Source organism: Actinacidiphila epipremni (assembly GCF_012034175.1).
GTDB classification, from domain to species: domain Bacteria; phylum Actinomycetota; class Actinomycetes; order Streptomycetales; family Streptomycetaceae; genus Actinacidiphila; species Actinacidiphila epipremni.
Genome location: NZ_JAATEJ010000004.1, coordinates 255,927 through 279,041, shown reverse-complemented (window position 1 = coordinate 279,041; position 23,115 = coordinate 255,927). Strand labels below are relative to the sequence as shown.

Genomic DNA, 23,115 nt, shown 5'->3' with positions numbered 1-23,115 from the left:
GGCCCGGGGCGGCGCCCGGGCCCGCGGGCTGGGGGCCCTCCTCCGTGTGCATCCCGTCCGCCCCGCTCACTTCTTCGCGGTGCCGTTGGCCGCGGCGCCGGCCGCCGCCGGGGCCTGCTCCAACGAGGGCTTACCGCCCTGCAATTGGCTCAGCAGTGCGGCAAGTACCGTCGCCGCGTTGCCGTTTCCGTTCGCGCCGCCGTTGCCGGCGGCCAGCGCCGTCAAGACCTTCGTCGCGTCGTCCGTGAAGCGGCCCGAGCCGTCGAGCCAGTCGGCGCCCAGGGTGCGTACCGTCTCGGAGTTGCCGACGAAGGAGTCGACGCTGCGGCCCGCGGACACCGCGCCCAGCAGGCGGTCGAAGAAGACGTCCTCGCCGCCGACGATCTGGATGTCCGCCTTCTCCAGGCCCGTGGCCAGCACCGTCGCCTGGGCCTCGGCGATCTGCCGCTGGGTGTCCAGGCCCGCGAGGCGGATGTCCTTCTCGGCGGCCAGCCGCAGCCGGTACTCCTCGTGGCCGCGGGACGCCTCGTCGAGCGCGGCCATCGCCGCGGCCTTCTCCGTCAGGCCCGCGGCCTCCGCCTTCAGCCGCTCGCCGATGAGCGCCGCCTCCGCCGCGGCCTGCGCGGTCGTGCCCTCGGCCTCGGCGAGGGCCTTCGCCCGGGCGCCCTCCGCCTCGGCCTTCAGCCGCGCCGCGATGCCCTGCGCCTCGGCCGCGCCGACCTTGCTGATCGCCGCCGCGCTGCGCTCCTGCACCTCGACCTCGGCGAGCCCGTTCGCCGCGGCCTCCGCGCGCAGTCCCTCCGCGAGCCGCACCTTCGCCGCCGCGTCCAGCTCGGACGCGGCCTTGCGCGCCTCTGCCATGGTCAGCGCCTCCCGCGCCCGGTGCTGCGCGGCCTGCTCGGCGGCCTCCGCCGCCTTGATGTCCTTGACCAGCTGCTCCTGCGCCTGCGCTTCCGCGGTGATGACGAGCGCCTGCCGCTCGCGCTCGGCCTCCTGCACCAGCCGCAGCGCCTTGATGGACTCCTCCTGCTCGGCGACGGTCCGCTCGACCGCGATGCGCTCGCGCACCACGTCCGCGACCTCCCGGCGCTCGCCCTCGACCTCCTTCTCCTTGGAGATCCGGGCCAGTTCGGTCTGCCGCTCGCGTGCGATGACCTCCAGCACGCGGTCCTTCTCGATCCGCTCGTTCTCCACCGCGATGACCCGCTCGCGGTTCTTCTGCGCGACCGCGATCTCCCGCGCCTGGTTCTCCCGCTGCACGCCCAGCAGTTCCTCGGTGCGCAGGAACGCCCCCTGCGCGCCCAGCCGTTCCTCCTCGGCGACCTTCGCGGTGGCCGCCTCCTCCTTGGCCCGCAGCGTCTCGACCTCCCGGCGCTGCCTGATCTCCGCCTCGGACTGCCGCCGTTCGAGCTCCAGGATGGTCTCCCGGGCGTCGACGTTCTGCCGGGTGATCTCCTTCTCCTCCGTGCGCTGGTATTCGTTGGTGCGTACGTGCTCGATCGCGGTCAGCTCGGTGATCTTGCGGATGCCCTGCGCGTCCAGGATGTTGGCCGGGTCGAGCTGGGTGAGCGGGGTCTGCTCCAGGAAGTCGATCGCGCAGTCTTCCAGGTGGTAGCCGTTGAGGTCGGTGCCGATGACCTGGATGATCTGGTCGCGGAAGTGCTCGCGGTGGGTGTAGAGGTCGACGAAGTCCAGCTGCTTGCCGACCGTCTTGAGCGCCTCGGAGAACTTCGCGCTGAACAGCGCCTGCAACGTCTGCTGGTGGCTGGCCCGTTGCGTGCCGATCGCCTGCGCGACCTTGATCACGTCCTCCTTCGTCTTGTTGACCCGGACGAAGAAGGTGAGATGGATGTCGGCGCGGATGTTGTCCTGGCAGATCAGGCCCTCGCGGCCGACCCGCTGGATCACGATGGTCTTGACGGAGATGTCCATCAGCTCGGCGCTGTGCAGCACCGGCAGGACGACCGCGCCGGTGAAGGTGACGTCCACCTGGCGGGTGCGGGAGATGATCAGCGCCTGGCCCTGCTCGACCTTGCGGAAGAGCCGGCCGACGGTGAAGAACACTCCGAGGGCGATCAGGGCGAGAACGGCGACGAGCACACCGATCCCTATGGCAGTGGCATCCATGGCGGATCCTCAGGTCAGGTCACCTGGCGTCAGGTGGTGAACGTGTCGGGTGACGCGCCCCCTGGCGCGTCGAAGGGCGCGACCCGGAAGAACTCGCCTTCGGGGTCGTAGTCGTAGAGCAGCGCGGTGCTGCCGGCGGTGAAGGTGCCGGTGCCGGTCCCGTCGGCGCGTACCTGGACGACGGCGGTGGAGCCGTCGGTCGCGGTGACCTCGGCCTGGCCGAAGCGCGCGGTGACGGTGCCGGTGCGGATGACGCACAGCTGCCCGACGAAGTCCTCCCGGGAGGGCGGCCTCACGTCGGGGAAGAGGTGGCGCAGCGGCCGTACCAGGATCCAGGTGGCGCACCAGGAGCCGGTCAGCGCGGCGGCGGCCACGGCCGCGTACAGCAGCGCGCGGACGGCTGCGGGCAGGCCGCTCGCGGAGTGGACCGCGGCGGAGCCGGCGAGGCTGAGGAACCAGGCGACGGCGACGAGCAGCGACAGCACGACGGTGACCGGCACCCCGCCGAGCCCGGCGGCGGCCAGCAGGCCCCCGGAGCCGTGGGCGTCATGCGCGTCGTGCCCGGCGGTGACGTGGTCATGGCGCCCCCCGGCGCCATGACCAGCGTGTCCCCCGTGTCCCCCGTCTCCCCCGTGTCCGCCGGCGCCTCCGGCGTGGTGCCAGGGGCCGTGCGCGTCGGCCGCGCCGACCAGCACGATCGCCCAGAACAGCACCACGACCACGAGGCCGCCGGTGAACACCACGGTCGGAAAGCCGAGAACGACTCCGGTGAACTCCCCCATGTCCCCGTTCGCCTCCCCCGTCTCGCCGCGGTCCGACCGCCGCAGTGATCGTGGCAGGAGGAGGCGCCGCGCGGCATTGCCGCTTCCCGGCAGACTTCACCGGGCGATCACGTCCGGAACGTACCGGAACCGAACGCGAACGGCCGCCGTCCGCGCGGTTCAGCGCGGACGGCGGCCGTGGGTGCGACCTGCGCGGGGGCCGGGGCGGGCCCGGCGAGGGTCAGGACTGGGCGAGGCCCGCCTCGATCTCCAGGGCGATCTTGATCTTGTCGCTGACCGCGGCACCGGCGGCGCCGCCGGTCACGCCGAAGTCGCCGCGGCTGATCTCGGTGGCGGCGGAGAAGCCGGCGACCGGGTTGCCGTCGAAGCCCTTGCCGAAGCCGTTGAGCTCCAGGGTCAGCGTCACGGCCTTGGTCACGCCGTGCAGCGTCAGCTCGCCGTCGACCTCGAACAGCTCGGAGGTCTGCGGGCGGATCGCGGTGGAGGTGAAGCTCATCTCCGGGTACTTCTCGACGTCCAGGAAGTCCTCGCCGCGCACGTGCGCGTCACGGGTCTCGTTGTTCGTGGAGACGGAGCTGGTCTTGATCACCGCGTTGACCGACGACTGCAGCGGGTCCTCGGCGGTGACGATGGTGCCCTCGAAGGTGGCGAAGTGGCCACGGACCTTCGAGACACCGAGGTGGCGGACGTAGAAGGACACATCGGAGTGCACCGTGTCGATGGTCCACGTACCGGCGACGTAGCCGTCGATCACTGCGGTGTCTGCGCTCATGGCGGGAAACTCCTTGGACGGAACCGTCAAAGTGGAGGGTGGTTGAGAACTCAGTAACTGTACCGCGCTGGTGTTGAGAGTTCAACCACCCTATACTGAACATATGGACGATGTGCGCTGGCTGAGCGCGGACGAGCAGGAGATCTGGCGGGCCTACCTGTCCGCCAGTGTGTCCCTCGCCGCGCACGTGGACCGGCAGATGCGGCAGCACGCCGGGATGCCGATGGCGTACTACGAGATCCTGGTACGCCTCTCGGAAGCCCCGCACCGCCGCCTCCGTATGAGTGAACTCGCGGACGCGTCGCTGTCTTCCCGCAGCCGCCTGTCGCACGCGGTCGCCGCGCTGGAGCGCAACGGGTGGGTCGAGCGGCGTCCCGCGGACGGCGACCGGCGCGGATGGGTGTGCTCGCTGACGGACGAGGGCTTCGCGGCGCTGGCCGCCGCGGCTCCCGGGCACGTCACGACGGTCCGCGAGCACCTTTTCGACGTGCTCACGCCCGAGCAGCTCCGGACGCTGCGGGAGATCGGGCTGGCGATCAGCGCGGGGCTCAAGCCCGCGTGCGACGCCGCCCGCGCGGAGGACGCGCAGGACACGCAGGACGCGGAGGACACGCAGGACCCCTGCGACGAGTGAGCCCCGCTGGGCGGGTGAGCCCCGCTATCCGCTGCCCGGCCAGTCCAGGAGGCGGGCGCCGAGCGCGGCGGTCTCCAGGGTGTAGCGCTGGAGGGGGTCGACGGGGTCAAAGCCGGTGAGGTCGGCGATGCGCTCCAGCCGGTAGGCCAGGGCGCGCACGCTCAGGTCGAGGCGGCGGGCGGCCTCGGCGTTGACGTGGCCGGAGGCGGCGTAGGCGGAGATCGTCTCCAGCAGCGGCCCGGGGCCGCCGCGGGCGTGCTCCAGCGGGCCCAGCACCGAGTGGACCAGGTCCGTCATCGCCGCCCTGTCCCGCATCAGGACCGGGAAGACCAGCAGGTCGGCGGCGCGCAGGACGCGCCCGTCCAGGGCGAGCCGGTCGCCGAGGTCCAGCGCGCTGAGCGCCTCCTCGTACGAGCGCACGACACCCGGCGCGCCGCTGTGCGCCCGGCTCACCGCGACCCGGCCGCCCCGCGGCGGACCGCCCCGCTCCCCCGCAGCCGCCGGCCCGGCGTCCGCGGTGGCCAGCTTCAGGAAGACCTCCAGGACCGGCGCCTGCCCGGCCGGCACGACGCACACCAGCCGGCCGTCCTTGGGCGCGATGAGCGCGTCGTGGTCGCCGAACCGCCCGGTCAGCTCGCGCTCGACCCGGCGCAGCAGCGGGTGCGCCTCGTCGTACGTCTCCCCCGGCGGCGGCGCCGCCACGACCACGACATGGCGTTCGGCCAGCCGCAACCCGAAGCCCTCGGCCTGCTCGGCGATACGGCCCGGGTCGCTGCGACCGTAGAGCAGGTCGTCGACGAAGGCCCGGCGGGCCGCCTCCGCCCGGCGTACCGCGTGCCGCTGCGCGCGGGTGTGGCCCTCGGCGAGCGCCGCCACCCCCGCCTCCAGCGCCGCCAGCACCGCGGCTCCGGTACGGCGCAGGTCGGCGGCGTCGCGGGCGCCGGCCACGCCCGGCAGGTGCAGCCATGCGCGGCGGGCGGCGGACAGGTGCCCGGCGGTCAGCTCGCGCAGGCCGATCCCGGCGTCGGCGGCCTGCTCGCCCAGCGCGCGGCGGCTCTCCCGCTCGGCGCGGGTGAGGGCGCGGCCGGTCATGGAGATGTCGGCGAGGGATTCGGGGAAGCCGGCGAGGAATTCCGCGGGGACGGCGTGGGCGTGCGCCGCCGGCCCGTGCGCCGCTGCCCCCTGCGTCCCCGGCCCGTGCGGTTGCGCGTGCGCGCCGGCGCCCGTCGGCGTACCCGTGCCCGTGCCCGTAGTCACGTCCCCACCCCTGGTCGTGCCGGCGCCTGCAATTCCGTAAGCCGGACGCCATGAACGTATCAAAACTGCCGGATCCCGGAAACGTCTCACCCCGGGGGCGCGGGGGTGCTCGGGGGTTTTCGGGGGGTACGGGCCGTTTTCGGGCAGCACGAAACCCCGGGCGGGCGGGCCGTCCGGGGTCTCGGGGCGCTCTGGGGGCTGTCTCGTGGCCCCTCGGGGGCTCCGGTTACTTCGCCGTGGTGGTGGCCTGCTGGGCGGTCGGGGCGGCCTCCTGGGCGGTCACGACCTCACTGGGGGTGAGGGCGTCCGGCGCCGGGGTCGGCGTGGAGGCCGGCGCGGCGCTCGCGGCACCCGCGTCGTCCGTCTTCATCGCCTTCGCCTCCGACTTCAGGATGCGCATCGACTTCCCCAGGCCGCGGGCGGCCTCCGGAAGCTTCTTGGAACCGAACAGCACGATGACGACGATCGCCACCACGATCAGGTGCCACGGCTCCAGCCCGTTTCGCAACATGGGATCCTCGTTTCACTCAGGGCCGACTGCTTCTTCTTACGTCGAACGCCTCGACTTCGCATTGTCACCCGGAACCGGCCGACGGCGGCACCCGGGTACTCAAAGCATGCGCAAAAAGCGCGTGAACGGGAAGACCCTCCAGGTCTGGCGCCTGGCGGCACGATGTGCCAGCGTACGGCCGCGCGGCTACTTGGCGTACGGCTTCGGCTGCTCCAGGGCCGCGAGCAGCGGCTTCCAGGCGGCGGCCCTGGCCACGGCGGTCAGCTGCGCGGTGTCCAGCGGCGGGTTGGTGCGGGTGATGGGGGTGTCCTTCTCGGAGGGCGCGTTGTATTCACTGACGGTGACCGAGTGGCCGTCCGGCGTGACGAATTGCGCGAGCCACTCCTTGACGTTGCCCTTGTGGTCGGGGTACTCGAAGCCCTTGTAGACGAAGAGGGTGCCGCCGCCCACGTGGGTGAGCTTGCAGGAGGTGCCCGGGCCGCCGCTGCCGGCCGTCGGGCAGCTCGGCAGCGTGCCCTGGGACTCGATGATCGCCGAGACCGAGGCGAGGCCGTGGCCGTCGTTCACGACGATCGCGGCGGTGGCGTAGTCGGGGCCCTGGCCGGTGTAGTCGACCTTGGTCGTCCTGGTGCCCTTGGGGAGCAGGGTGCTCAGGACGGTGCTGATTTGTTTGCCGGTCACGGGGGCGGTGTGGGGGGGCGGGGTGGTCGCCGGGGCGGGCGCGGTGGTGGTCTGGGCGGGGGCGGGGGTCTGGGCGGTGGTGGTCGCCGGGGCGGGGGCGGCGGCCGGGCCGGCGCGGTGGGCTGGGCTTCCGGCGGTGCCGGCGAGCACGCCGCCGGCGGCGACGGCGGCGAGGGTGGCGGCGCCGGCCGCGACGACGGCCGTACGGCGGCGGCGCAGCTTGCGGCCGGTGCGGTGGCCGGCGGCGACGAGGCGCTGCGGGTCTTCGGGGTGGAAGGTCTCGGCGGTGGCGTGCAGGGCGTTGCCGAGCTCGTCGTCGAAGTGCGCGGGCATGCGGGATCCTCACGTGGTGTGCGGGTCGGTGGGGTCGGGGCCACTCCGGGGGGTACCTCCTCGGACTGCGCACATCGACCTTCGGGCGGATCCGGCGCCCGGCCGTCGTGCGCAGTCCTGCGGGGGCACCCCCCGGATCGGCCCCTCGGGCGGTACGTCGGCGACCTTCCGCCGGTGGGGTTCGGGGGGTGGCTTTCCGGCGGTGGCCTTTGCCGGTGGCTTTCTGCCGGTGGGGGCGGGGGTGGGTGGGGGATCGGGCCCTCCCCACGCCGGTGGCTTTCGGGCGATGGCTTTCTGCCGGTGACTCTCCGCCGTGGCTGTTGTCGATGGTTTTCTGCCGGGGATGGGTCAGTGGGGGGTGAGGTCGGGGAGGGTGTCGCCGAGTTCGGTGCGGAGGTGGTTGAGGGCGCGGGTGCAGCGGGTGCGGAGGGCGGCGGGGGTGGTGTCGAGGGCGGCGGCGGATTCCTCGATGCTGCGGTCCTCCCAGTAGCGCAGCACCAGGACCGCCCGGTCCTTCGGGGTGAGCCGGGACAGGGCGGTGAGGAGGGTGACGCGCAGCGTCGTGTCGCCGGTGGGGCCGGCCGGGCGGTCCGGGGGGTCGGCGATGGGGCGCTCGGTGCTGCTGCGGCGGCGCTGGTGGGTCAGGAACGCCCGGACGAGTACGGTCTGGGCGTAGGCGGCGGGGTTGCCGAGCCGGGCGGACCGGCCCCAGGCCAGGTACATCCGGCCGAGGGTGTCCTGGACCAGGTCCTCGGCCAGGTGGGTGTCCCCGCCGGTGAGCAGGCACGCCGAACGGTAGAGGGGGCCGGTACGGGCCCGGGCGAATTCTAAGTACGCCTGCGTCTGTGCTGTACGCACGGCCTGCGGCTCCCTCCCGACGACGTGCTCTCACTTCATTGACGCGTCAGGAGGCCCGGGGTGTTACACCCCGGGCACCGTGAAACTTCGCTTGGCCCCCCGGGCTATTCGTCGCGCTCGAAGTCCGCTTCCCAGACCTCCTTGTCCAGCGCGCGCTGGGCGGCGTAGTAGAGGTCGTGGACGAACCCCTCCGCCCGGTCGGGCGGCAGCGTGGGCGCCTCGCCGACCAGGCGCTGCGTCCAGTCGGCGATATGCGCCTCGGAGCCCTCACCGGGGGCCGGGCGGCGGGTCCGCGCGCCGGCCCCGCGTCGAGGGCGCGGGCCGGGCCCCCGCTCGTCCTCGGCCACCTCGCGGCGGTCGGTCGCGGTACGCGCCTGGAGGCGGTCGTCGTCGGGCCGCTCGGGCATACCGCGGCTGTGGCCGGTGTCCGGGTTCCCCTCGACCGCGCGGTTGGACTTGTGGTGGTGCGCCATGGCTTCTCCTCTCGGGGACGGATGTCCGGCTCAGGAGGGCGTCAGCTGGTGATTCCGGCGCTTCTGGCCATTTTAGTCGATATGGCCCGCGCCCACTCGGTCGCAGTCGCCGCGGCCCGGGCGTAGCGTGAAACTACGAACGAACAGCCAGGACCAGGGCTTTCCTAGGCGAGGGAGCTGAAAGGACATGCGCAAGAACTCCCCGGTCAAGGGCCGGCACGGGCTGGCGGCACGCGGACAGGGCAAGCCGCTGTACTACCACACGCAGATCCCGCACGCGGAGCAGCAGCCCCAGGACCCCGCGCGCACCAAGCGCCGCCGGCCGCACGAACGCCGCCAGTCCGACGGCCACTGGACCCCCTGAGCCGGTCCCGACCCGGCGGGCGGGCCCCGCGGCCGGCCCCGGCCCCGTGCGCGGCCCGGACGCCGTCCGTACGCCGTCCGCCGGCGCGGGGCCCCCGCCCCCAGACCAGAATCCCGACCCCACACACACTCGCGCGCGTCGCGGAGGTGGCATGGTGCACACGTCCGACCTGACACCCGACATCCTGGCCGACCTGCGCAGGCCACGGCCGTATCCCGCGATCACGCTGGCGATGCCGACCGATCCGGACCGGCCCTTCGGCGACAAGGACCGCATCCTGCTGCGTGACCTGGTCGTGCAGGCCCGGCGGCAGTTGGCCGACGACCCCGACGTACCGCGGGACGCGCGGCTGGAGTTGCGCGACCACGTGCTGGACCCGGACGTCGTGGAGGACGCTGGGTTCCCGTTCCACCCCTCCGGCGCGCTGGTGGTGCACCTCGCGGCCGGAGAGCCGGTGCAGGTGTGGCAGTTGACGTCGCCGGCCGTAGAGCCGCGGGTGGAGTTCGCCACGGCGTTCCTGACGCGGTACGCGGTGGCCGCCGAGCAGCGCTCGCACCCGTATCTGGTGCTGGTCCTCGACCAGGAGATGTGCCGGCTGCACCTGGGCTCCGTCGAGGAGTTGACGGAGGTGACGCGGTACGGCTTCCCCGACCCGCCGCGCATCCCGTCGCCCGAGGACTCGTTGCCCGGGCCGATCCCGCACGCGCCGCCGTACGAAGGGCACGACGAGCGGGTCAAGCAGTATCTGCGCACCGTGGACCGGCGGTTGGCCGCCGCGCTGGACGAACTCCCGGCGCTGCCGCTGTTCGTGGTCGGCAGCGAGAAGGCGGTGTCCTTCTTCACGGCCCTGACGACCCGGCGCGACCGGATCGCCGGCGTGCTGCCGCTGACCGGCATGGACAAGGACCCGGCGCCCGATCTCGCCCGCCGACTGGCGCCGCTGCTGCGGGAGTTCCGCGAGCGGCAGGTGGCGCAGGCCATGGACGACCTGGGCGCGGCGCGCGGCGCGGGCCTGTACGCCGGCGGCCCGCCGGAGGTGTGGACCGCCGCGGCGGACAAGCGCATCGAGCTGCTGGTGGTGGAGGAGAGCCTCGCGGTGGCCGGCCGGATCGGCGGTGACGGGCGGCTGCTGGAGGTCGTCCCCTACCCGGAGCCGGTGACGCTGCCGGATCCGCGGCAGGACGCGCACCGGCCCGCCGACACGATGGACGTGGCGACGGACGTCGTGGAGCAGCTGGTGGAGAACGCCGTGGAGGCGGGCTCCCGGGTGCTGTTCGTGCCCGACGGCACCCTCGAAGCGGCCGGCGGCGTCGCGGCGGTACTGCGCTTCTGACGCTCACGGGCGGCTCGCGCATATGCCGGGCCGCCGTCCGGGGGGCGGGTGTACGTGCCACGATGGTGGGCATGCCGACGCCGCAGCCCGTCCTCAGCCCGCTGACCACCGCGTCCCACTTCCTCGTCGTCACCGTCGACCCCGGCGGCGACGCCGTCGTACGCGACCTCCTCGCGGACCTGTCCGGCCTGCAACGGGCCATCGGGTTCGGGCATCCGGCCGGCGAGCTGAGCGTCGTCGCGGCCATCGGCTCGGACGCCTGGGGCCGGTTGACGGACGCCCCGCGCCCCGCGGAGCTGCACCCCTTCCGGGAGTTGCGCGGCGCCCGGCACGTGGCGCCCTCGACGCCGGGCGACGTGCTCTTCCACATCCGGGCCACCCGCCAGGACCTGTGCTTCTCGCTGGCCACCGAGATCATGGCGCGGCTGCGCGGCTCGGTCACCGTCGCCGACGAGGTGCAGGGCTTCTCCTACCTCGACCAGCGCGACCTGCTGGGCTTCGTCGACGGCACCGAGAACCCGGTGGGCGAGCAGGCCGCCGACGCCGTGCTGATCGGCGTGGAGGACGCCGCCCACGCCGGCGGCTCGTACGTCATCGTGCAGAAGTACCTGCACGACCTCGACGCGTGGAACCGGCTGCCGGTGGAGGAGCAGGAACGGATCGTCGGCCGCCGCAAGCTCACCAACATCGAGACCGGCACGCCGGGTTCGCACGTCGAGCTCAACACCATCACCGACCCCGACGGCACCGAGCGCAAGATCCTGCGCGACAACATGCCCTTCGGCAACCCGGGCAGCGGCGAGTTCGGCACGTACTTCATCGGGTACGCGCGTACGCCCGCCGTGACCGAGGAGATGCTGCGGCACATGTTCCTCGGCGACGGCGACACCTCGCACGACCGGATACTGGACTTCTCCACCCCGGTGACGGGGACGCTGTTCTTCGCGCCCACCGGCGACTTCCTCGACGACCTGGGCGGGGACGAGAAGGACTCCTGAGTCCCCTGGGTCTTCTGGGGCTCCTGGGGCTCCTGGGGCTCCTGGATCTTCCGGGCCCTCCGGGTCCTCTGGGTCAGGACCGCCGGTCGGCCGGCTCGCCGGCCGGCTTGTCGACCGGGGTCGTCTGGTCGGGGCGCAGGCCCGGGGTGCCGCGCAGCAGGCTCGCGGTCGCCGCGAGCAGGCCCATCGCGGCGGCTGCGGCGAAGACGATGAGCAGGCCGTGGTGGAAGGGCCCGGAGATCAGGTGCGGGAAGAACTCCTTGCCGGTGAGCACCGCCCTGTTGTGCGCGGGCAGCGTCGGCAGCACCCCGCTCGGGCCGAGCAGCGTGTCGATGGGGTTGATGCCGAGGAAGGCCGAGAAGACCGTCGAGACCGGTGGCAGTGACGCCGCGTGCGCGGCCGTGGCCGCCGGGACGCCCTGCGACTGGAGCCCGGCCGACAGCGCGGACGGCAGCCGGTTGGCGAGCCCGACGATCAGCAGCGAGAAGAAGATGCCGATGGACAGCGACATGCCGCTGTTCTGGAAGGTCGAGCGCATCCCGGAGGCCGCGCCCCGGTGCGTGACCGGCACACTGCTCATGATCGCCGAGGTGTTGGGCGCGGAGAACATGCCCGAGCCCATGCCGTTGCACATGATGAGCAGCGCGAACGCCCAGTAGGGGAAGTCGATCGGGAGCAGCAGCAGCCCGATGAAGCTGAGGCTGAACAGCACGAGCCCGCCGGTGGTGAAGAAGCGCACCCCGTAGCGGTCGGACAGCCATCCGCACACCGGCCCCGCGATGAGGAAGCCCGCGGTGAGCGGGAGCAGGAAGATGCCGGCCCACAGCGGCGCGTCGGCGAAGTCGTAGCCGTGCAGGGGCAGCCAGATGCCCTGGAGCCAGATGATGAGCATGAACTGGAGCCCGCCGCGGGCCACCGAGGCGAGCAGCGAGGCGGCGTTGCCGGCGGCGAAGGCGCGGTTGCGGAAGAGCGCGAGGTGGAACATCGGCTGCTCCACGCGGGACTCGATGACGCAGAAGGCGACCAGCAGCACCGCCCCGCCGATGAGCCCGGCGAGCACCTTGGGGCTGGTCCAGCCCATGGTGTGGCCGGCGTAGGGCTGGATGCCGTACGTGATGGAGATCAGGATCGCGCCGAGCCCGGCGGCGAAGGTGAGGTTGCCCCACCAGTCGATACGGGAGTGGGTGCGGGCCGAGGTCTCGCGCAGCGAGCGGTAGGCCCAGATGGTGCCGACGATGCCGACGGGCAGGTTGACCCAGAAGACCGCGCGCCAGTCCCACGCGGACAGCAGGCCGCCCAGGATCAGGCCGATGAACTGCCCGGACAGCGCGGAGATCTGGTTGATGCCGAGCGCCATGCCGCGCTGCCGGGCCGGGAAGGCGTCGGTGATGATCGCGGCGGAGTTCGCCATGAGCATGGAGCCGCCGAGCGCCTGCACCACCCGCCAGGCGATCAGCCACATCGCGCCGGAGCCGCCGAGGAAGGGGTCGAAGGACAGCGCGACGGAGGCGAGGGTGAAGACGACGAAGCCGAGGTTGTACATCTTCACCCGGCCGACGATGTCGCCGAGCCGGCCCAGGGTCACCACGAGGACCGCGGTGACCAGCAGATACCCCATGATCATCCAGAGGAGGTAGCTGATGTTGCCGGGGGCGAAGGGGTCGAGGTGGATGCCGCGGAAGATCGCCGGCATGGAGATGATCACGATGGAGGAGTCCACCGTGGCCATGAACATCCCGAGGCTGGTGTTGGACAGCGCGACCCATTTGTAGCGGTCGGGGCGGTCGGGGCGGTCGGGGCGGTCGGCACGGTCGGGGCGGCGGTCGGCGTGGCGGTCGGGACGGCGGTCGGGGTGGCGGTCCGCTCCGCCGGGGCCGGCGGCGGGCTCAGACACGTCGGGTGATCCTCTCCAGCAGGGGGAGGGCTGCCGCGAGCACGGCCTGCTCCTCGGGGGTCAGCTCCTCGGTGATGGCGTGCGTCAGCCGGCGGGCCTTCTCCTGCCGGGCGCCGCGCAGGCCCTCGCGGCCGGCGTCGGAGAGCGCCACGACGATGCGCCGCCCGTCGTCGGGGTCGGGCTCGCGGGTGACCAGGCCGCGCTCGTACAGCCTGCTGACGATCGTGGCCATGGACTGCGGGCGTATGCCCTCGGCCGCCGCGAGCTCGGAGGCGGTGGCCGGGCCCTCGCGGTCGAGCCGGACGAGGGCGGAGGTCTGGGAGAGGGTGAGTTCGCCGTCGGGGCGGAACTGGCGCAGGCGGCGGACGAGGGGGCCGAGCGCGGCGCGCAGGTCGGCGGCGATGCGGGCGGGGGGTGCGGGGGGCGCTTGGCCGGGCGTATGGCCGGTGGGCCCCTCAGGGGCCGCAGGAGCCGCCGGCGCGGGGACCGCGGTCTCCCGGTGCTCCGGGTGCGCCGCGGGCTCTCCGTGCGCCTGGTGTTCGTCCGAGCTGCTGGCCGCCATAACCATCAGTATAAACTGATCAGTCCAGCCTTATGGTATAGCTGGCGCCATGACTGCTGAATCTGCCCCCACCCCCGCAGGTTTCCCCGACACCTCCCCCGGCTCGCTCTTCGCCACGACGACCGCCATCGCCGGTCACGAGGGCGACGAGATCGAGGCGTACCTGGCCCGCCCCGCGGGCAGCCGCAGCCGCGGCGGTGTCGTCGTCATCCACCACATGCCCGGGTACGACCGGGAGACCAAGGAGATGGTCCGGCACTTCGCCGAACTCGGTTACGACGCGATCTGCCCCAACCTCTACAGCCGCGAGGCCCCCGGCGCGTCCCCCGACGACGCGGCGGCCGTGGCCCGCGCGAACGGCGGCGTCCCGGACGACCGCCTGGTCGGCGATGTCGCCGGCGCCGCCGCGTATCTGCGCTCCCTGCCGTACGCCAACGGCAAGGTCGGCGTCATCGGCCACTGCTCCGGCGGGCGCCAGTCGGTGCTCGCGGCCTGCCGGCTGGACGACATCGACGCGGCCGTCGACTGCTACGGCGCCTTCGTCGTCGGCGAGGTGCCGCCGGGCCTGAACCTGAAGGTCACCAACCTGCTGCCGGACCTGCCGAACCTGTCCGCGCCGCTGCTCGGCCTGTTCGGCGACCAGGACCAGCACCCGAGCCCGGAGCAGGTCGCCGAGCTCGGCCGGCTGCTCACCGAGCACGGCAAGGACTTCGAGTTCCACACGTACGAGGGCGCCGGCCACGGCTTCTTCGCCCCCAACCGCCCCGCCTACAACGTCCCGGCGGCCAATGACGGCTGGGCCCGTATCGCCGCCTTCTACGGCAAGCACCTGGCGGCGGAGGGCTGAGCGGACATGTGCACGTACACGACGATCAAGGACGTCATCGACGGCAGCGCCAAGGGCGCGGGCGGTGAGTGGTTCCATGTCTCGGACATCACCGTCTACTTCGACCACCCCGTGCACGCGATGGCCGAGCACACGCTGAACATCGACTTCACCGACCCCAGCAGGGGGCCTTCGGCCCGGGTCGCGGTGGAGCTGACCGCCGACTCGGCGGTACGGCTGGTGGAGGCGATCCAGGCGGCGCTGGCGGCGGTGCCGGTGGAGATGCGGGTCTGAGCCCCGCTGCGGGCCGGGCCTTCACGGTCACCGGCTGAGCCCGTGCGGGCAAGGGACAGGGGCGCGGGGTGGAGAACCCCGCGCCCCTGCTCACGCGGCAGGCGTCAGCGCGCGTGGCGCTTGCGGCCTCCCAGCATGCCAAGCCCCATTGTGGCCAGCCCAAGCGCAATGGCCACACCACCCACAATCGCGTTGTTGACGATGGTGTGGGTGAAAGCGGCGTTGGGTCCGGCGATCGCCCACGGGGCGATGATCGTCCAGACACCGATGGCTATCGCCACCCAGCCGAGCCCGACCGTCCGCTCCAGCACCGAGCCGAAGCCCATCGCCAGCACGGCCAGTGCGATACCGGTGATCAGGTTGCTGACCCGCAGTCCGGCGAAGCCTTGGAAGTTCACCACCCAGGGCGAGATCGCCAGGTAGAGACCGGTCAACAGGCAGAGGCCCTCGATCAGCCCCGAGATCGGCTTCGCAGACGCCTCGGCGTAACGGCCGCGCAGTGCCATCAAGTCGGGATGGGTGTCTATCTGCGACGTCGAGTGAGTCGAATCGGTGGCCATTCCAGCCACCTCCTTCGCGTGAGCAGATTGCAGTTCGTTTCTGCCGACGGATGTCTCCGGGTCTCCGCCCCGAAGTGCCGCATCCTCACTCAGCGTAAGTCCGTCCGGTCCTGTCCGGCCACTTACGCAATACATATGTTCAGAATGTTTTGCCCCTTTCACCCACAGTACACACGGCGCAACACGCGGCACACGCCACGACGCGCGTAGTGCCAGCTCAGCCCCTTCCGCGCCCCTTCCGCGAGAGTGGGCCGCCTCCGCGTCGGCCTGCCCCGGCTGGGCGATCACCGGGACCCGGTTCCCGCCGACCGAGGCCGGCAGCATCATCGCGGGGCGGAACCGCACCGAACCGGCACTGCCCCGTCGCACGATCTGCTGCAGCTTCTGCCCCTCCTGGTCGCGGACCCCTGATGACGCCGAAGGCACAGCCACAGGCGTCCGCGTCCTGCGTGAGCGCACCATCCACGCCGCTGACGCTCCACGCGTGGTGCAGGGCCCGTGACTACCGATGCTTGCCCCCCTGCCGCCGCCCGCGCGGATCAGCGTCGGCCCAGGTCTCCGAGAACACGGTCGAGGAATTCACGACACGCTTCGTCCTCCGTTGCAAAAACCTTCTCGGAGCTGCGCCGGCCCCGCTCGGAATAATACACTGCCCAAGTTCCGCCCCGCGGTTCCAGACAGTATGCCTCGAAAGGCAGGCCACCATTCAACGAGTAGTCGTCGGGGCTGACGCCGGACGAAACGAGGATATTCTTCACTTCGGTGCGGTTCATCGGCTGACCTCCGTTAGATAGCCGCCCTTGATGAGGTCGGAGATGCTCTGATCGAACGTGTATTGCACCCCGCGACCCACAGCGCCGAACCAAGGCGCCACCACGGCGCGCTCCGTCGGTAGCGGCTTCGTGACCTGATACAGGTGGTAGGGCTTTTCGGCACTGGCCGGCGGGAGGCCGCGGGCATCGAAATCACCCATGGCGCCTCCTATGAATCCATAGAGGACCGCGAAGTTCAACGTTCCTCACGGATCTGGCACAGGACGCTGCCGTCGCAACCGAAGCTCATCCATTCAGATGGCTGCGTGTGATACTCCTCCGTCGCCGGCGTGGAAATCGCTGTCCGCCTCGGAGGGGCAATAGTGGAGACCCGTCGCGTAATAGCAGGTAGGCGCGGCCGGCGGATGCCAGTAGTTGTGGGGACGTGATGACCGTCGATCTCCCGCGTACCGTAGTTCACCACTTCGCCCTCCGGATCCGTGACCTCGAACGGCCCGTTCGGTCGGCCTGCCTCAGCCGATGGGTTCACAGGGTGGGCGTGAGCTTGGGGCGGTCGGGGGGCGGGAGCCAGTCGGTGGTGGGGTGGTAGGTGAGCCAGTGGTGGGTGTGGGCGGTGGTGGTGAAGGCGTGGAGGAGGGCGGGGAGGAGGGGGTGGGGGTGGGGGGTGGTGCGCCAGGTGAGGGACCAGGCGTAGAGGGGGGTGGGGGCGGTCAGGGGGAGGGAGCGCAGGCCCGTGGGGTCGGGGAGGGGGGCGTCGGCGGGGACGAGGGTGAAGCGCGTGGGGTCGGCGCGCAGGTGGCGGGTGAGGTGGTCGGTGCCGAGGTTGGGGCCGTCCTCGCGGCGGGTGATGCCGAACTCGTCGGCGAAGCGGCGCAGGAAGTCCAGCCGGGGCAGTTCCGCCGGGCACCACAGGGTGCTGTCGCGCAGATCGGTGGGCCGTACCTCGGCCGCCCCGGCGAGGGGGTGCTCGGCGCTGACGACCGCGTCGACCGGTTCGAGGCGGACCAGCCGTTGGGCCAGGCCCTGGTCGCGCCCGCCGGGCAGCGCGTGCACCCGCCCGAAGCCGGCGTCCACCGTGCCGGCCAGCAGCGCTTCGGCGACGGACTCCCAGTCCCGCCCCGGCCCCGGCTCCAGCGCGACCGTACCGCCCGCCTCCGCGGTGAACGCCGCCGCGGCCTGCGCGACGGTGCGCATCGGCGCGTAAAGGTGCCCCCAGACGTCGAGGCGTACCGCCCGCCGTACGCCGAGCGCCGCGCTGACCGCCCGCTCCCCCGCTGCCAGCGCCTCGCGTGCGGCCGGCTCGAAGCGCTCGCCGGCCGCGGTGAGCCGGGTGCCGGGCTCGCGGTCGAAGAGCCGGACGCCGAGCAGGGATTCGAGGCGGGCGACGCGTTTGGACAGCGCCTGCTGGCTGATGCCGAGCCGGGCGGCGGCGTGCCCGAAGTGCAGCGTCTCGGCGGTCGTGACGAACGCCCGGACCTGGGCGAGATCGAGGTCGAGGTCCATGAGGTGAGGGTAGCTGGCCTGGGGTGACAACGGCCGGTTGTCGGGGGGTGGGGGGCCGTTGTTGGCCGGGCGGGGGTGGCCGCGGGTGGGATGGGGTCAGTCGGCGCGGGGCGTACACCTCGCGCACACCGCCACGTAGTCGCGTAACCGCGCAGCCACGCAGTCACGCAGTCACGCAGTCACGCAGTCACGAAGCAGCCGCGCAGCCACGCAGCCGCGTAAGAGATCTTTGGGGGTCGCCGTCATGAAGGCGTTCATACCGACCGGGAACCCGGCGGAGCCGGTCGTGCTCGCGGACGTGCCGGAGCCGGTGCCGGGGCCGGGCGAGGCGCTGGTGAAGGTCGAGGCGTTCTCGGTGAACCGGGGCGAGACGTTCCGGCTGGAGGCGCCCGCGCCCGGTGACCGGCCCGGCAAGGACGTCGCCGGGCTGGTCGTGCAGCCGGCCGCCGACGGCAGCGGGCCGGGCGGGGCGACCCGGGTCGTGGGCCACCCGATGAGCGGCGGCTGGGCGGAGTTCGTCGCCGTGCCGACCACCGCGCTGGCCGTCCTGCCCGACGCGGTCCCCGCGGTCCAGGCCGCGGCGCTCCCGCTGGCCGGCCTCACCGCGCTGCGGCTGCTGCGGGCGGCCGGCCCCGTGGTGGGGCGGCGTCTGCTGCTGACGGGGGCCTCCGGCGGTGTCGGGCACTACGTGACGGAGCTTGCCGCTGCCGCCGGGGCGGAGGTCACGGCGGTGACGCGGGACGCCGAACGGGGCGCGCGGCTGCGGGAGTTGGGCGCGGTGGAGGTCGTGCACGACCCGGCGGAGGCACGCGGGCCGTACGACGTCGTCCTGGAGTCGACCGGCGGCAAGGCGCTGCCCGTAGCGCTGGCGCGGCTCGCGGGGCGCGGCACGCTCATCTGGTTCGGGCAGGCCAGCAGGACGCCGGTGACCCTCGACTTCTTCGACTTCTTCGCCGGCCCAGAATCGGCGACGATCCGCCACTTCCACTATCTCGACGCGGACTCTCCGCTCGACGCCGATCTCGCCGCCCTGGTCCGGCTCACCGCGCGGGGCCGGCTGCATCCGGAGATCGGGCGTACGGCGGACTGGGCGCACACCGCGTCCGTGCTGACGGATCTGCGCGACCGCCGCATCCGCGGCAAGGCGGTCCTGACCGTCGCCTGAGCATGTGCCATATCTCTTCATCTCTTCGTCAAGGAGCACCTCATGACCAGTACCGACCCGCGCACCGTCGTCGTCCGCTACGTGGAGGCCGTCCGCGACGGCGACGCCGCCGTGATCCGCGACAGCTTTGACCCCGACGCGACCTGGCACTACCCCGGCTCGCTCCCGACGTCGAAGGTCTGGCGGGGCCGCGACGCGATCGTCGACGACTTCCTGGGCGGCATGGGCACGGTGTTCGTCCCCGGCACGGTGCGGATCGAGCTCGTCGGCACGATCGCCGAGGGCGACCGGGTCGTCGCCGAGTGGACGTCGAAGGCCCGCACCGTCCACGGCGCCGACTACGACAACCGCTGCCTCGGCATCTTCACGGTGCGGGAGGGCCGCATCACCTCGGTGATCGAGTACGCGGACACGCACCACGTCGCGGCGACGCTGTTCGCGGAGCCCCAGGGGTAAACCGGGTGTGGGGCGGGCGGCGGGGCGCATAGGTTCGGCGGATGGTGACGAGTGAGGTCGAGGGGCAGCAGGGGCCGGTGCGGCTGAAGGGGGCGGGGTTCCACGGGCCGCTGGGGGAGGCGCGGGCCGGGCGGATCGTCGGGCGGTTGGCGGGGCGGCTCGGTGGGGGCGGGGTCGTGCTCGACATCGGGTGCGGGTGGGGGGAGTTGATGCTCCGGCTGCTGGAGGCCGCGCCTTCGGCCCGGGGGGTCGGGGTGGATCTCCACGCGGGGGATCTGGCGCGCGGGCGGGAGAACGCGCGGGCGCGGGGGCTGGCGGGGCGGGTGGAGTTCGTCGAGGGCGACGCCCGGGAGGGGGACCACGGGCGGGGGGACGTCGTTTTGTGCCTGGGGGCGAGTCAGGCGCTGGCGGACGATCTCGTGGGCGCGCTCGGGGCGTTGCGCGAGCGGGTGGCGCCGGGCGGCCGGGTGCTGCTCGGCGAGGGCTTCTGGGAACGGGAGCCCACCGCCGCGGAGTTGGCCGCGTCCTGGCCGGGGGCGTCCGCCGCCGACCATACGGACCTCGCCACCCTGGTGGACACCGCCGTCGCCGCCGGCTTCCGCGTCCCGTGGGTCGAGACCGCGGACCGCGCGGAGTGGGACGACTTCGAGTCCGGCTACCTCGCCGCCCAGGAGGACTGGCTCGCCGCCCACCCCACGCATGCGCTGGCCGCGCAAACCCGCGAGCACGTCGACACGCACCGCTCCCGCTGGCTACGCGGCTACCGCGGCGTCCTCGGCATCGCGTACTTGACGCTGGCGCCGGTGGGGTGAGGTGCGCTGCCGGGGGCTGGGTTGAGGCGGTGGGCGCGGTACCGCCGGCCGGCGGGGTGCGGGCGGCCTGGTGGGTGCCGTGGGGCGGGGCTTCGGGCGGATGGGGGTGTGCGCGGGGGAGGTTGAGTACGGGTACTCATGCCCGCCGCGGCAGCGGCTTCGCACACTCGGCTCATGGATACGCAGAGCTGTCCCGATTGCGGGGCCTACCTCGGGGCCGGCGGGCGGTTCGCCGGCGGGGACGGGTCCGAGGTGTGCCCGGCGTGCAGGTTGCCGTTGGAGGCGGAGGCGTTGCGGGAACTCGCCTCGCTCGCCGCGCAGTTGAGGGCGCTCACGGAGCAGCAGGCCGGGCTCGTGGCGCGGCGGGCCGCGGTGCTCGGCGGGTTGCGGGCACGGCGGGCGACGGCTCTCGCGTACGGGGACGCCGGGGGGTGGAGCCCCAGGGGCGCCAGCCCCCGGGGGTGGGGCGCCGCGGGCCCGGGGCCGGCGTGGGGGGCCAGGGGCAGTAGCTGGGGCGCGGGGCCGGCGTGGGGCGCCGGCGGCGGGGCGGGAAGTAAGCGGGCACCCGGCGACGTTGGGGCGCGGTCCGCGCAGAATGTGCTGCTCACGCTGGGCGGGCTGCTCCTCGTCCTCGCCGGCATGGTCTTCGTCCTCGTCAACTGGGGCCGCCTCGGCATCGGCGGCCGGGCCGCCGTCCTCGGCGGGATCACGCTCGCCGGGCTGGCGGCGCCATGGCCCCTGCGCCGGCGGGGACTTGACGCCACCGCCGAGACCGCTTCCTGCGTGGGCCTCGCGCTCGTGCTGCTCGACGCGTACGCCGCCCGGGCGGCCGGGCTGGCCGGGCTCGACGGCATCGGCGGCATCGGCGGCATCGGCGGGTACGGCTACTGGGCCGCGGTGACGGCGCTCACCGCGGCAGGCGCCGCCTGGTACGGGCGGGTCAGCCGCTCGGTCCTGGTCCCGTACGCGGCGCTGCTGCTGCTCCAGCTCCCGGCCCCGCTCGCCGCAGGCGCCCTGCACGTGCACGCCACGGGCTTCGCGTACGCGCTGCTGGTCACGGCGTGCCTCGACGCCGCGATGGCGGCCCGGCCGGCGGTACGGCACGCCGCGGGTGCCGCGGCGGCGACCTGCACGGCGGGCGCGGCGCTGGTCGCGGCGGCGGTGGCGTACTCCGCCGACGGCTACGGCCCCGCCCTGCGCGGCTGCGCGCCCCTCGTGCTGGCCGCCTGCCTGGGCCTCGGGGCGGCCCGGCTCACCGCCCTGACGCCCACCACCCGCTGGTCCTGCGCCGCGCCGGCCGGCCTCGCCCTGACGGCGGCGGGTGCGGCGCCGCTGCTGCTTGCCCTGCCGTCGGGTTGGTCGCCGCTGGGCGAGGCCGCGCCCGCGGCGCTGCTGGCGGGCGTGGCCCTGGCGTGGCCGGGCACCACGTGGTGGCCGGGCGAGCTCCCGGACCGCGGGGGGAGCTCGAAAGGCGGCCCCGGCCGGCCCGAACGACCCCTGGTCGGTGGCCTGTTGGCCGCCGCCGCGTTCGTCCTGGGCCTGACCGGCGTCGAGGTCCTGCCCCTCTTCCTGCGCGCGGTCGCCGAACCCCTGCGCGGGGCCCGGGACTTCCCCGCCGGGTGGCATGTGGCCGGTGTCGTCCCGGTCGTCGCCGCCCTGCTCGCGGTGGTGACCGCCGCAGCCGCCGTACGCCTCCGGTCGGCACCAATGTCCCTGTGGCTCACGGCAGTTGCGTGCGCCCTCGCGGCGGCGCTGATGCTGCCGGTCGCGGTCGGCGGTCCCTACCCGGCGGCGGTCGCGCTGCCGACGACCCTCGCGGTGTGCGCGGCGGCCGTGCTCGTACGGCAGGGCCCATGGCCGACCGGGGCGATCACAGCTCCATGGCGACCGGCCGGGCGTCCGGCACCGCCCGCGGCCCCCCAGCCGACCGGGGCGGCCACAGCTCCGTGGCAACCGGCCGCCGCGGACCGCCCCACCTCGCCCGCACCCCGCCCCGCGGCCCCCGGCGCAACCCTGCGCGCGACCGCCGTGTGCACCCTCCTCACCGCCGGCCCCGTCGCCCTCGCGTGGGCGCAGCCACGGGACGCCGCCGCGCTCGCGGTGTGGGGCGTCGCCGCCGTGCTCGCCGGTGGGCTCGCCGCCCGGGGGTGGTTCACGGCGGCGGCGCAGGGCTTCGCCGTCGTGGCGCTCGGCGTGGAGGCCGTACGCGCCGGGGAGGCGGCCGGCTGGCCCGCGTACGTGACCGGGTTCGTCGTGCTGGGCGTCGCCGCCGGCACCGTACCGGTCGCGGCGGCGCTGAAGGCCGGGGCCGTCGAGTACCCGGGGTACGCGCTCGGCGCGCTGGGCGTCCTCATGACCGCCGCCCACCCGCGGGAGTTGAGCCTCGCGCTGGCGCTCGCGGGCGCGCTGGCCGCCGGGGTGGCGCTGCGCGCGGACCGGCGGCGGGCCGGGGCGGCGGGGGCGGCGGTCCTGCTGGAGGCGAGCGTGTGGGTGCGGCTGGCGCTCGCCGGCGTGCACGCGCCGGAGCCGTACACGCTCGGCGTCTCGGCCGTCCTGCTCGCGCTCGGGTTCGTGCGGCGGCGCCGCGACCCCGCGGTGAGCTCGTGGGCGGCATACGGGCCGGGGCTCGGCTCGACGCTGGTGCCGAGCCTCTTCGCGGCCTGGGCGGACGCCCATTGGCAGCGCCCGCTCCTCCTGGGCCTCGGCGCGCTCGCCGTCACGCTGCTGGGCGCCAAGTACCGCCTGAGCGCGCCCTTGTTGACGGGCGGCGCCGTCCTCCTCGGGGACGCCGGGCACGAACTCGCCCCCACCGTCGTCCAGTCGCTCGGCCTGCTCCCGCACTGGGTGCCGGTCGCGGTGGCGGGCGCGCTGCTGGTGTACGTGGGCGCGACGTACGAGCGCCGCCTGGTCGCGGCCCGCCGGCTGCGCCACACCTTCCGCTCCCTGACCTGAAGCACCGCGCAAGACCGGGACCGGGACCGGAGCCAGGACCAGGACCGGGACCAGGACCAGAACCGGGCAGGAACTTCCGCCGGGCTCCGTAAGTTTGACCACCAAAGCATTTCCCGAGCCCCGGCTATTTCCCGGCAGTCGGTACCACGAACGGCGGAAGTACCCACGTGCATCAGCAGAAGAACGGAACTCCTG

At 73.5% G+C, this 23,115-nt stretch carries 24 protein-coding genes; 10 read left to right on the top strand and 14 right to left on the bottom strand.

The genetic code is table 11. The features are described from left to right. Window positions 1–66 precede the first annotated feature (66 nt). The 3 genes from HCN08_RS08390 to HCN08_RS08380 all read right to left on the bottom strand — a co-directional run bounded on the left by HCN08_RS08390 (window position 67) and on the right by HCN08_RS08380 (window position 3,681). Entirely contained in the window at window positions 67–2,127 is a 2,061-nt protein-coding gene (locus HCN08_RS08390) for an SPFH domain-containing protein (RefSeq protein WP_167982269.1), read from the bottom strand. Between the two features lie 29 nt (window positions 2,128–2,156). Continuing rightward, a complete protein-coding gene (locus HCN08_RS08385) occupies window positions 2,157–2,909 on the bottom strand; it encodes a hypothetical protein (RefSeq protein ID WP_167982268.1) in 753 nt (250 codons plus the stop codon). A 220-nt stretch (window positions 2,910–3,129) separates the two neighbouring features. Then, window positions 3,130–3,681: a YceI family protein gene (locus tag HCN08_RS08380; protein ID WP_167982267.1), complete on the bottom strand. Its 552-nt coding sequence runs from the start codon at window positions 3,679–3,681 to the stop codon at window positions 3,130–3,132. Window positions 3,682–3,784: 103 nt separating this feature from the next. Between HCN08_RS08380 and HCN08_RS08375 the strand changes: the two genes are divergently transcribed. Continuing rightward, entirely contained in the window at window positions 3,785–4,315 is a 531-nt protein-coding gene (locus tag HCN08_RS08375) for a MarR family winged helix-turn-helix transcriptional regulator (protein ID WP_167982266.1), read from the top strand. 24 nt (window positions 4,316–4,339) lie between these two features. Here the strand turns inward: HCN08_RS08375 and HCN08_RS08370 are convergent, their stop codons facing one another. The 5 genes from HCN08_RS08370 to HCN08_RS08350 form a co-directional block, all read right to left on the bottom strand. After that, a complete protein-coding gene (locus tag HCN08_RS08370; RefSeq protein WP_167982340.1) occupies window positions 4,340–5,407 on the bottom strand; it encodes a PucR family transcriptional regulator in 1,068 nt (355 codons plus the stop codon). Between the two features lie 391 nt (window positions 5,408–5,798). Continuing rightward, window positions 5,799–6,083, bottom strand: a complete 285-nt coding sequence (gene tatA / locus HCN08_RS08365) for a Sec-independent protein translocase subunit TatA (RefSeq protein WP_167982265.1) — start codon at window positions 6,081–6,083, stop codon at window positions 5,799–5,801. 186 nt (window positions 6,084–6,269) lie between these two features. Then, window positions 6,270–7,097, bottom strand: coding sequence for a hypothetical protein (locus HCN08_RS08360; protein ID WP_167982264.1), 828 nt, complete (start codon window positions 7,095–7,097; stop codon window positions 6,270–6,272). Window positions 7,098–7,445: 348 nt separating this feature from the next. Next, window positions 7,446–7,955 carry a SigE family RNA polymerase sigma factor gene (locus HCN08_RS08355; protein ID WP_167982263.1) on the bottom strand — a complete coding sequence of 170 codons (510 nt, stop codon included), beginning with the start codon at window positions 7,953–7,955 and terminating at the stop codon, window positions 7,446–7,448. Between the two features lie 104 nt (window positions 7,956–8,059). Beyond that, window positions 8,060–8,428 carry a hypothetical protein gene (locus HCN08_RS08350; RefSeq protein ID WP_167982082.1) on the bottom strand — a complete coding sequence of 123 codons (369 nt, stop codon included), beginning with the start codon at window positions 8,426–8,428 and terminating at the stop codon, window positions 8,060–8,062. 187 nt (window positions 8,429–8,615) lie between these two features. Here HCN08_RS08350 and HCN08_RS08345 point away from each other — a divergent pair, with 187 nt between their 5' ends. The 3 genes from HCN08_RS08345 (at window position 8,616) to HCN08_RS08335 (ending at window position 11,123) form a co-directional block, all read left to right on the top strand. Then, window positions 8,616–8,792, top strand: a complete 177-nt coding sequence (locus tag HCN08_RS08345) for a hypothetical protein (protein ID WP_167982262.1) — start codon at window positions 8,616–8,618, stop codon at window positions 8,790–8,792. A gap of 151 nt (window positions 8,793–8,943) precedes the next feature. After that, entirely contained in the window at window positions 8,944–10,125 is a 1,182-nt protein-coding gene (locus HCN08_RS08340; protein ID WP_206318520.1) for a baeRF3 domain-containing protein, read from the top strand. Window positions 10,126–10,196: 71 nt separating this feature from the next. Next, window positions 10,197–11,123: a Dyp-type peroxidase gene (locus HCN08_RS08335; RefSeq protein WP_167982261.1), complete on the top strand. Its 927-nt coding sequence runs from the start codon at window positions 10,197–10,199 to the stop codon at window positions 11,121–11,123. Window positions 11,124–11,196: 73 nt separating this feature from the next. Here the strand turns inward: HCN08_RS08335 and HCN08_RS08330 are convergent, their stop codons facing one another. Both HCN08_RS08330 and HCN08_RS08325 read right to left on the bottom strand, forming a co-directional pair. Next, window positions 11,197–12,858, bottom strand: a complete 1,662-nt coding sequence (locus HCN08_RS08330) for an MFS transporter (RefSeq protein ID WP_167982338.1) — start codon at window positions 12,856–12,858, stop codon at window positions 11,197–11,199. A 151-nt stretch (window positions 12,859–13,009) separates the two neighbouring features. Beyond that, window positions 13,010–13,579, bottom strand: a complete 570-nt coding sequence (locus HCN08_RS08325; protein ID WP_167982260.1) for a MarR family winged helix-turn-helix transcriptional regulator — start codon at window positions 13,577–13,579, stop codon at window positions 13,010–13,012. 49 nt (window positions 13,580–13,628) lie between these two features. Between HCN08_RS08325 and HCN08_RS08320 the strand changes: the two genes are divergently transcribed. Then, complete coding sequence (locus HCN08_RS08320) at window positions 13,629–14,426, top strand: dienelactone hydrolase family protein (protein ID WP_167982259.1); 798 nt, start codon at window positions 13,629–13,631, stop codon at window positions 14,424–14,426. Between the two features lie 6 nt (window positions 14,427–14,432). Next, window positions 14,433–14,699, top strand: coding sequence for a DUF6295 family protein (locus tag HCN08_RS08315; protein WP_167982258.1), 267 nt, complete (start codon window positions 14,433–14,435; stop codon window positions 14,697–14,699). A 104-nt stretch (window positions 14,700–14,803) separates the two neighbouring features. On the opposite strand, the gene HCN08_RS08310 is transcribed toward HCN08_RS08315, so the two are convergent. The 4 genes from HCN08_RS08310 to HCN08_RS08295 all read right to left on the bottom strand — a co-directional run bounded on the left by HCN08_RS08310 (window position 14,804) and on the right by HCN08_RS08295 (window position 17,535). Further along, window positions 14,804–15,259, bottom strand: coding sequence for an SPW repeat protein (locus HCN08_RS08310; protein ID WP_167982257.1), 456 nt, complete (start codon window positions 15,257–15,259; stop codon window positions 14,804–14,806). Window positions 15,260–15,798: 539 nt separating this feature from the next. Beyond that, window positions 15,799–16,032, bottom strand: a complete 234-nt coding sequence (locus HCN08_RS08305; protein WP_167982256.1) for a hypothetical protein — start codon at window positions 16,030–16,032, stop codon at window positions 15,799–15,801. Continuing rightward, window positions 16,029–16,232, bottom strand: coding sequence for a TNT domain-containing protein (locus tag HCN08_RS08300; RefSeq protein WP_167982255.1), 204 nt, complete (start codon window positions 16,230–16,232; stop codon window positions 16,029–16,031). The genes HCN08_RS08305 and HCN08_RS08300 overlap by 4 nt, the downstream gene beginning before the upstream one ends. Before the next feature lie 325 nt (window positions 16,233–16,557). Next, window positions 16,558–17,535, bottom strand: a complete 978-nt coding sequence (locus HCN08_RS08295; protein WP_167982254.1) for a LysR family transcriptional regulator — start codon at window positions 17,533–17,535, stop codon at window positions 16,558–16,560. 244 nt (window positions 17,536–17,779) lie between these two features. Here HCN08_RS08295 and HCN08_RS08290 point away from each other — a divergent pair, with 244 nt between their 5' ends. From HCN08_RS08290 to HCN08_RS08275, 4 genes are all read left to right on the top strand, one after another. Further along, the gene (locus HCN08_RS08290) at window positions 17,780–18,700 is read left to right on the top strand and encodes a zinc-binding dehydrogenase (RefSeq protein ID WP_167982253.1); all 921 of its coding nucleotides are present in this window, start codon (window positions 17,780–17,782) and stop codon (window positions 18,698–18,700) included. Window positions 18,701–18,742: 42 nt separating this feature from the next. After that, a complete protein-coding gene (locus tag HCN08_RS08285; protein ID WP_167982252.1) occupies window positions 18,743–19,156 on the top strand; it encodes a nuclear transport factor 2 family protein in 414 nt (137 codons plus the stop codon). 41 nt (window positions 19,157–19,197) lie between these two features. Next, the gene (locus HCN08_RS08280) at window positions 19,198–19,968 is read left to right on the top strand and encodes an SAM-dependent methyltransferase (protein WP_167982251.1); all 771 of its coding nucleotides are present in this window, start codon (window positions 19,198–19,200) and stop codon (window positions 19,966–19,968) included. A 597-nt stretch (window positions 19,969–20,565) separates the two neighbouring features. After that, a complete protein-coding gene (locus tag HCN08_RS08275) occupies window positions 20,566–22,920 on the top strand; it encodes an SCO7613 C-terminal domain-containing membrane protein (RefSeq protein WP_167982250.1) in 2,355 nt (784 codons plus the stop codon). Window positions 22,921–23,115: the final 195 nt, after the last annotated feature.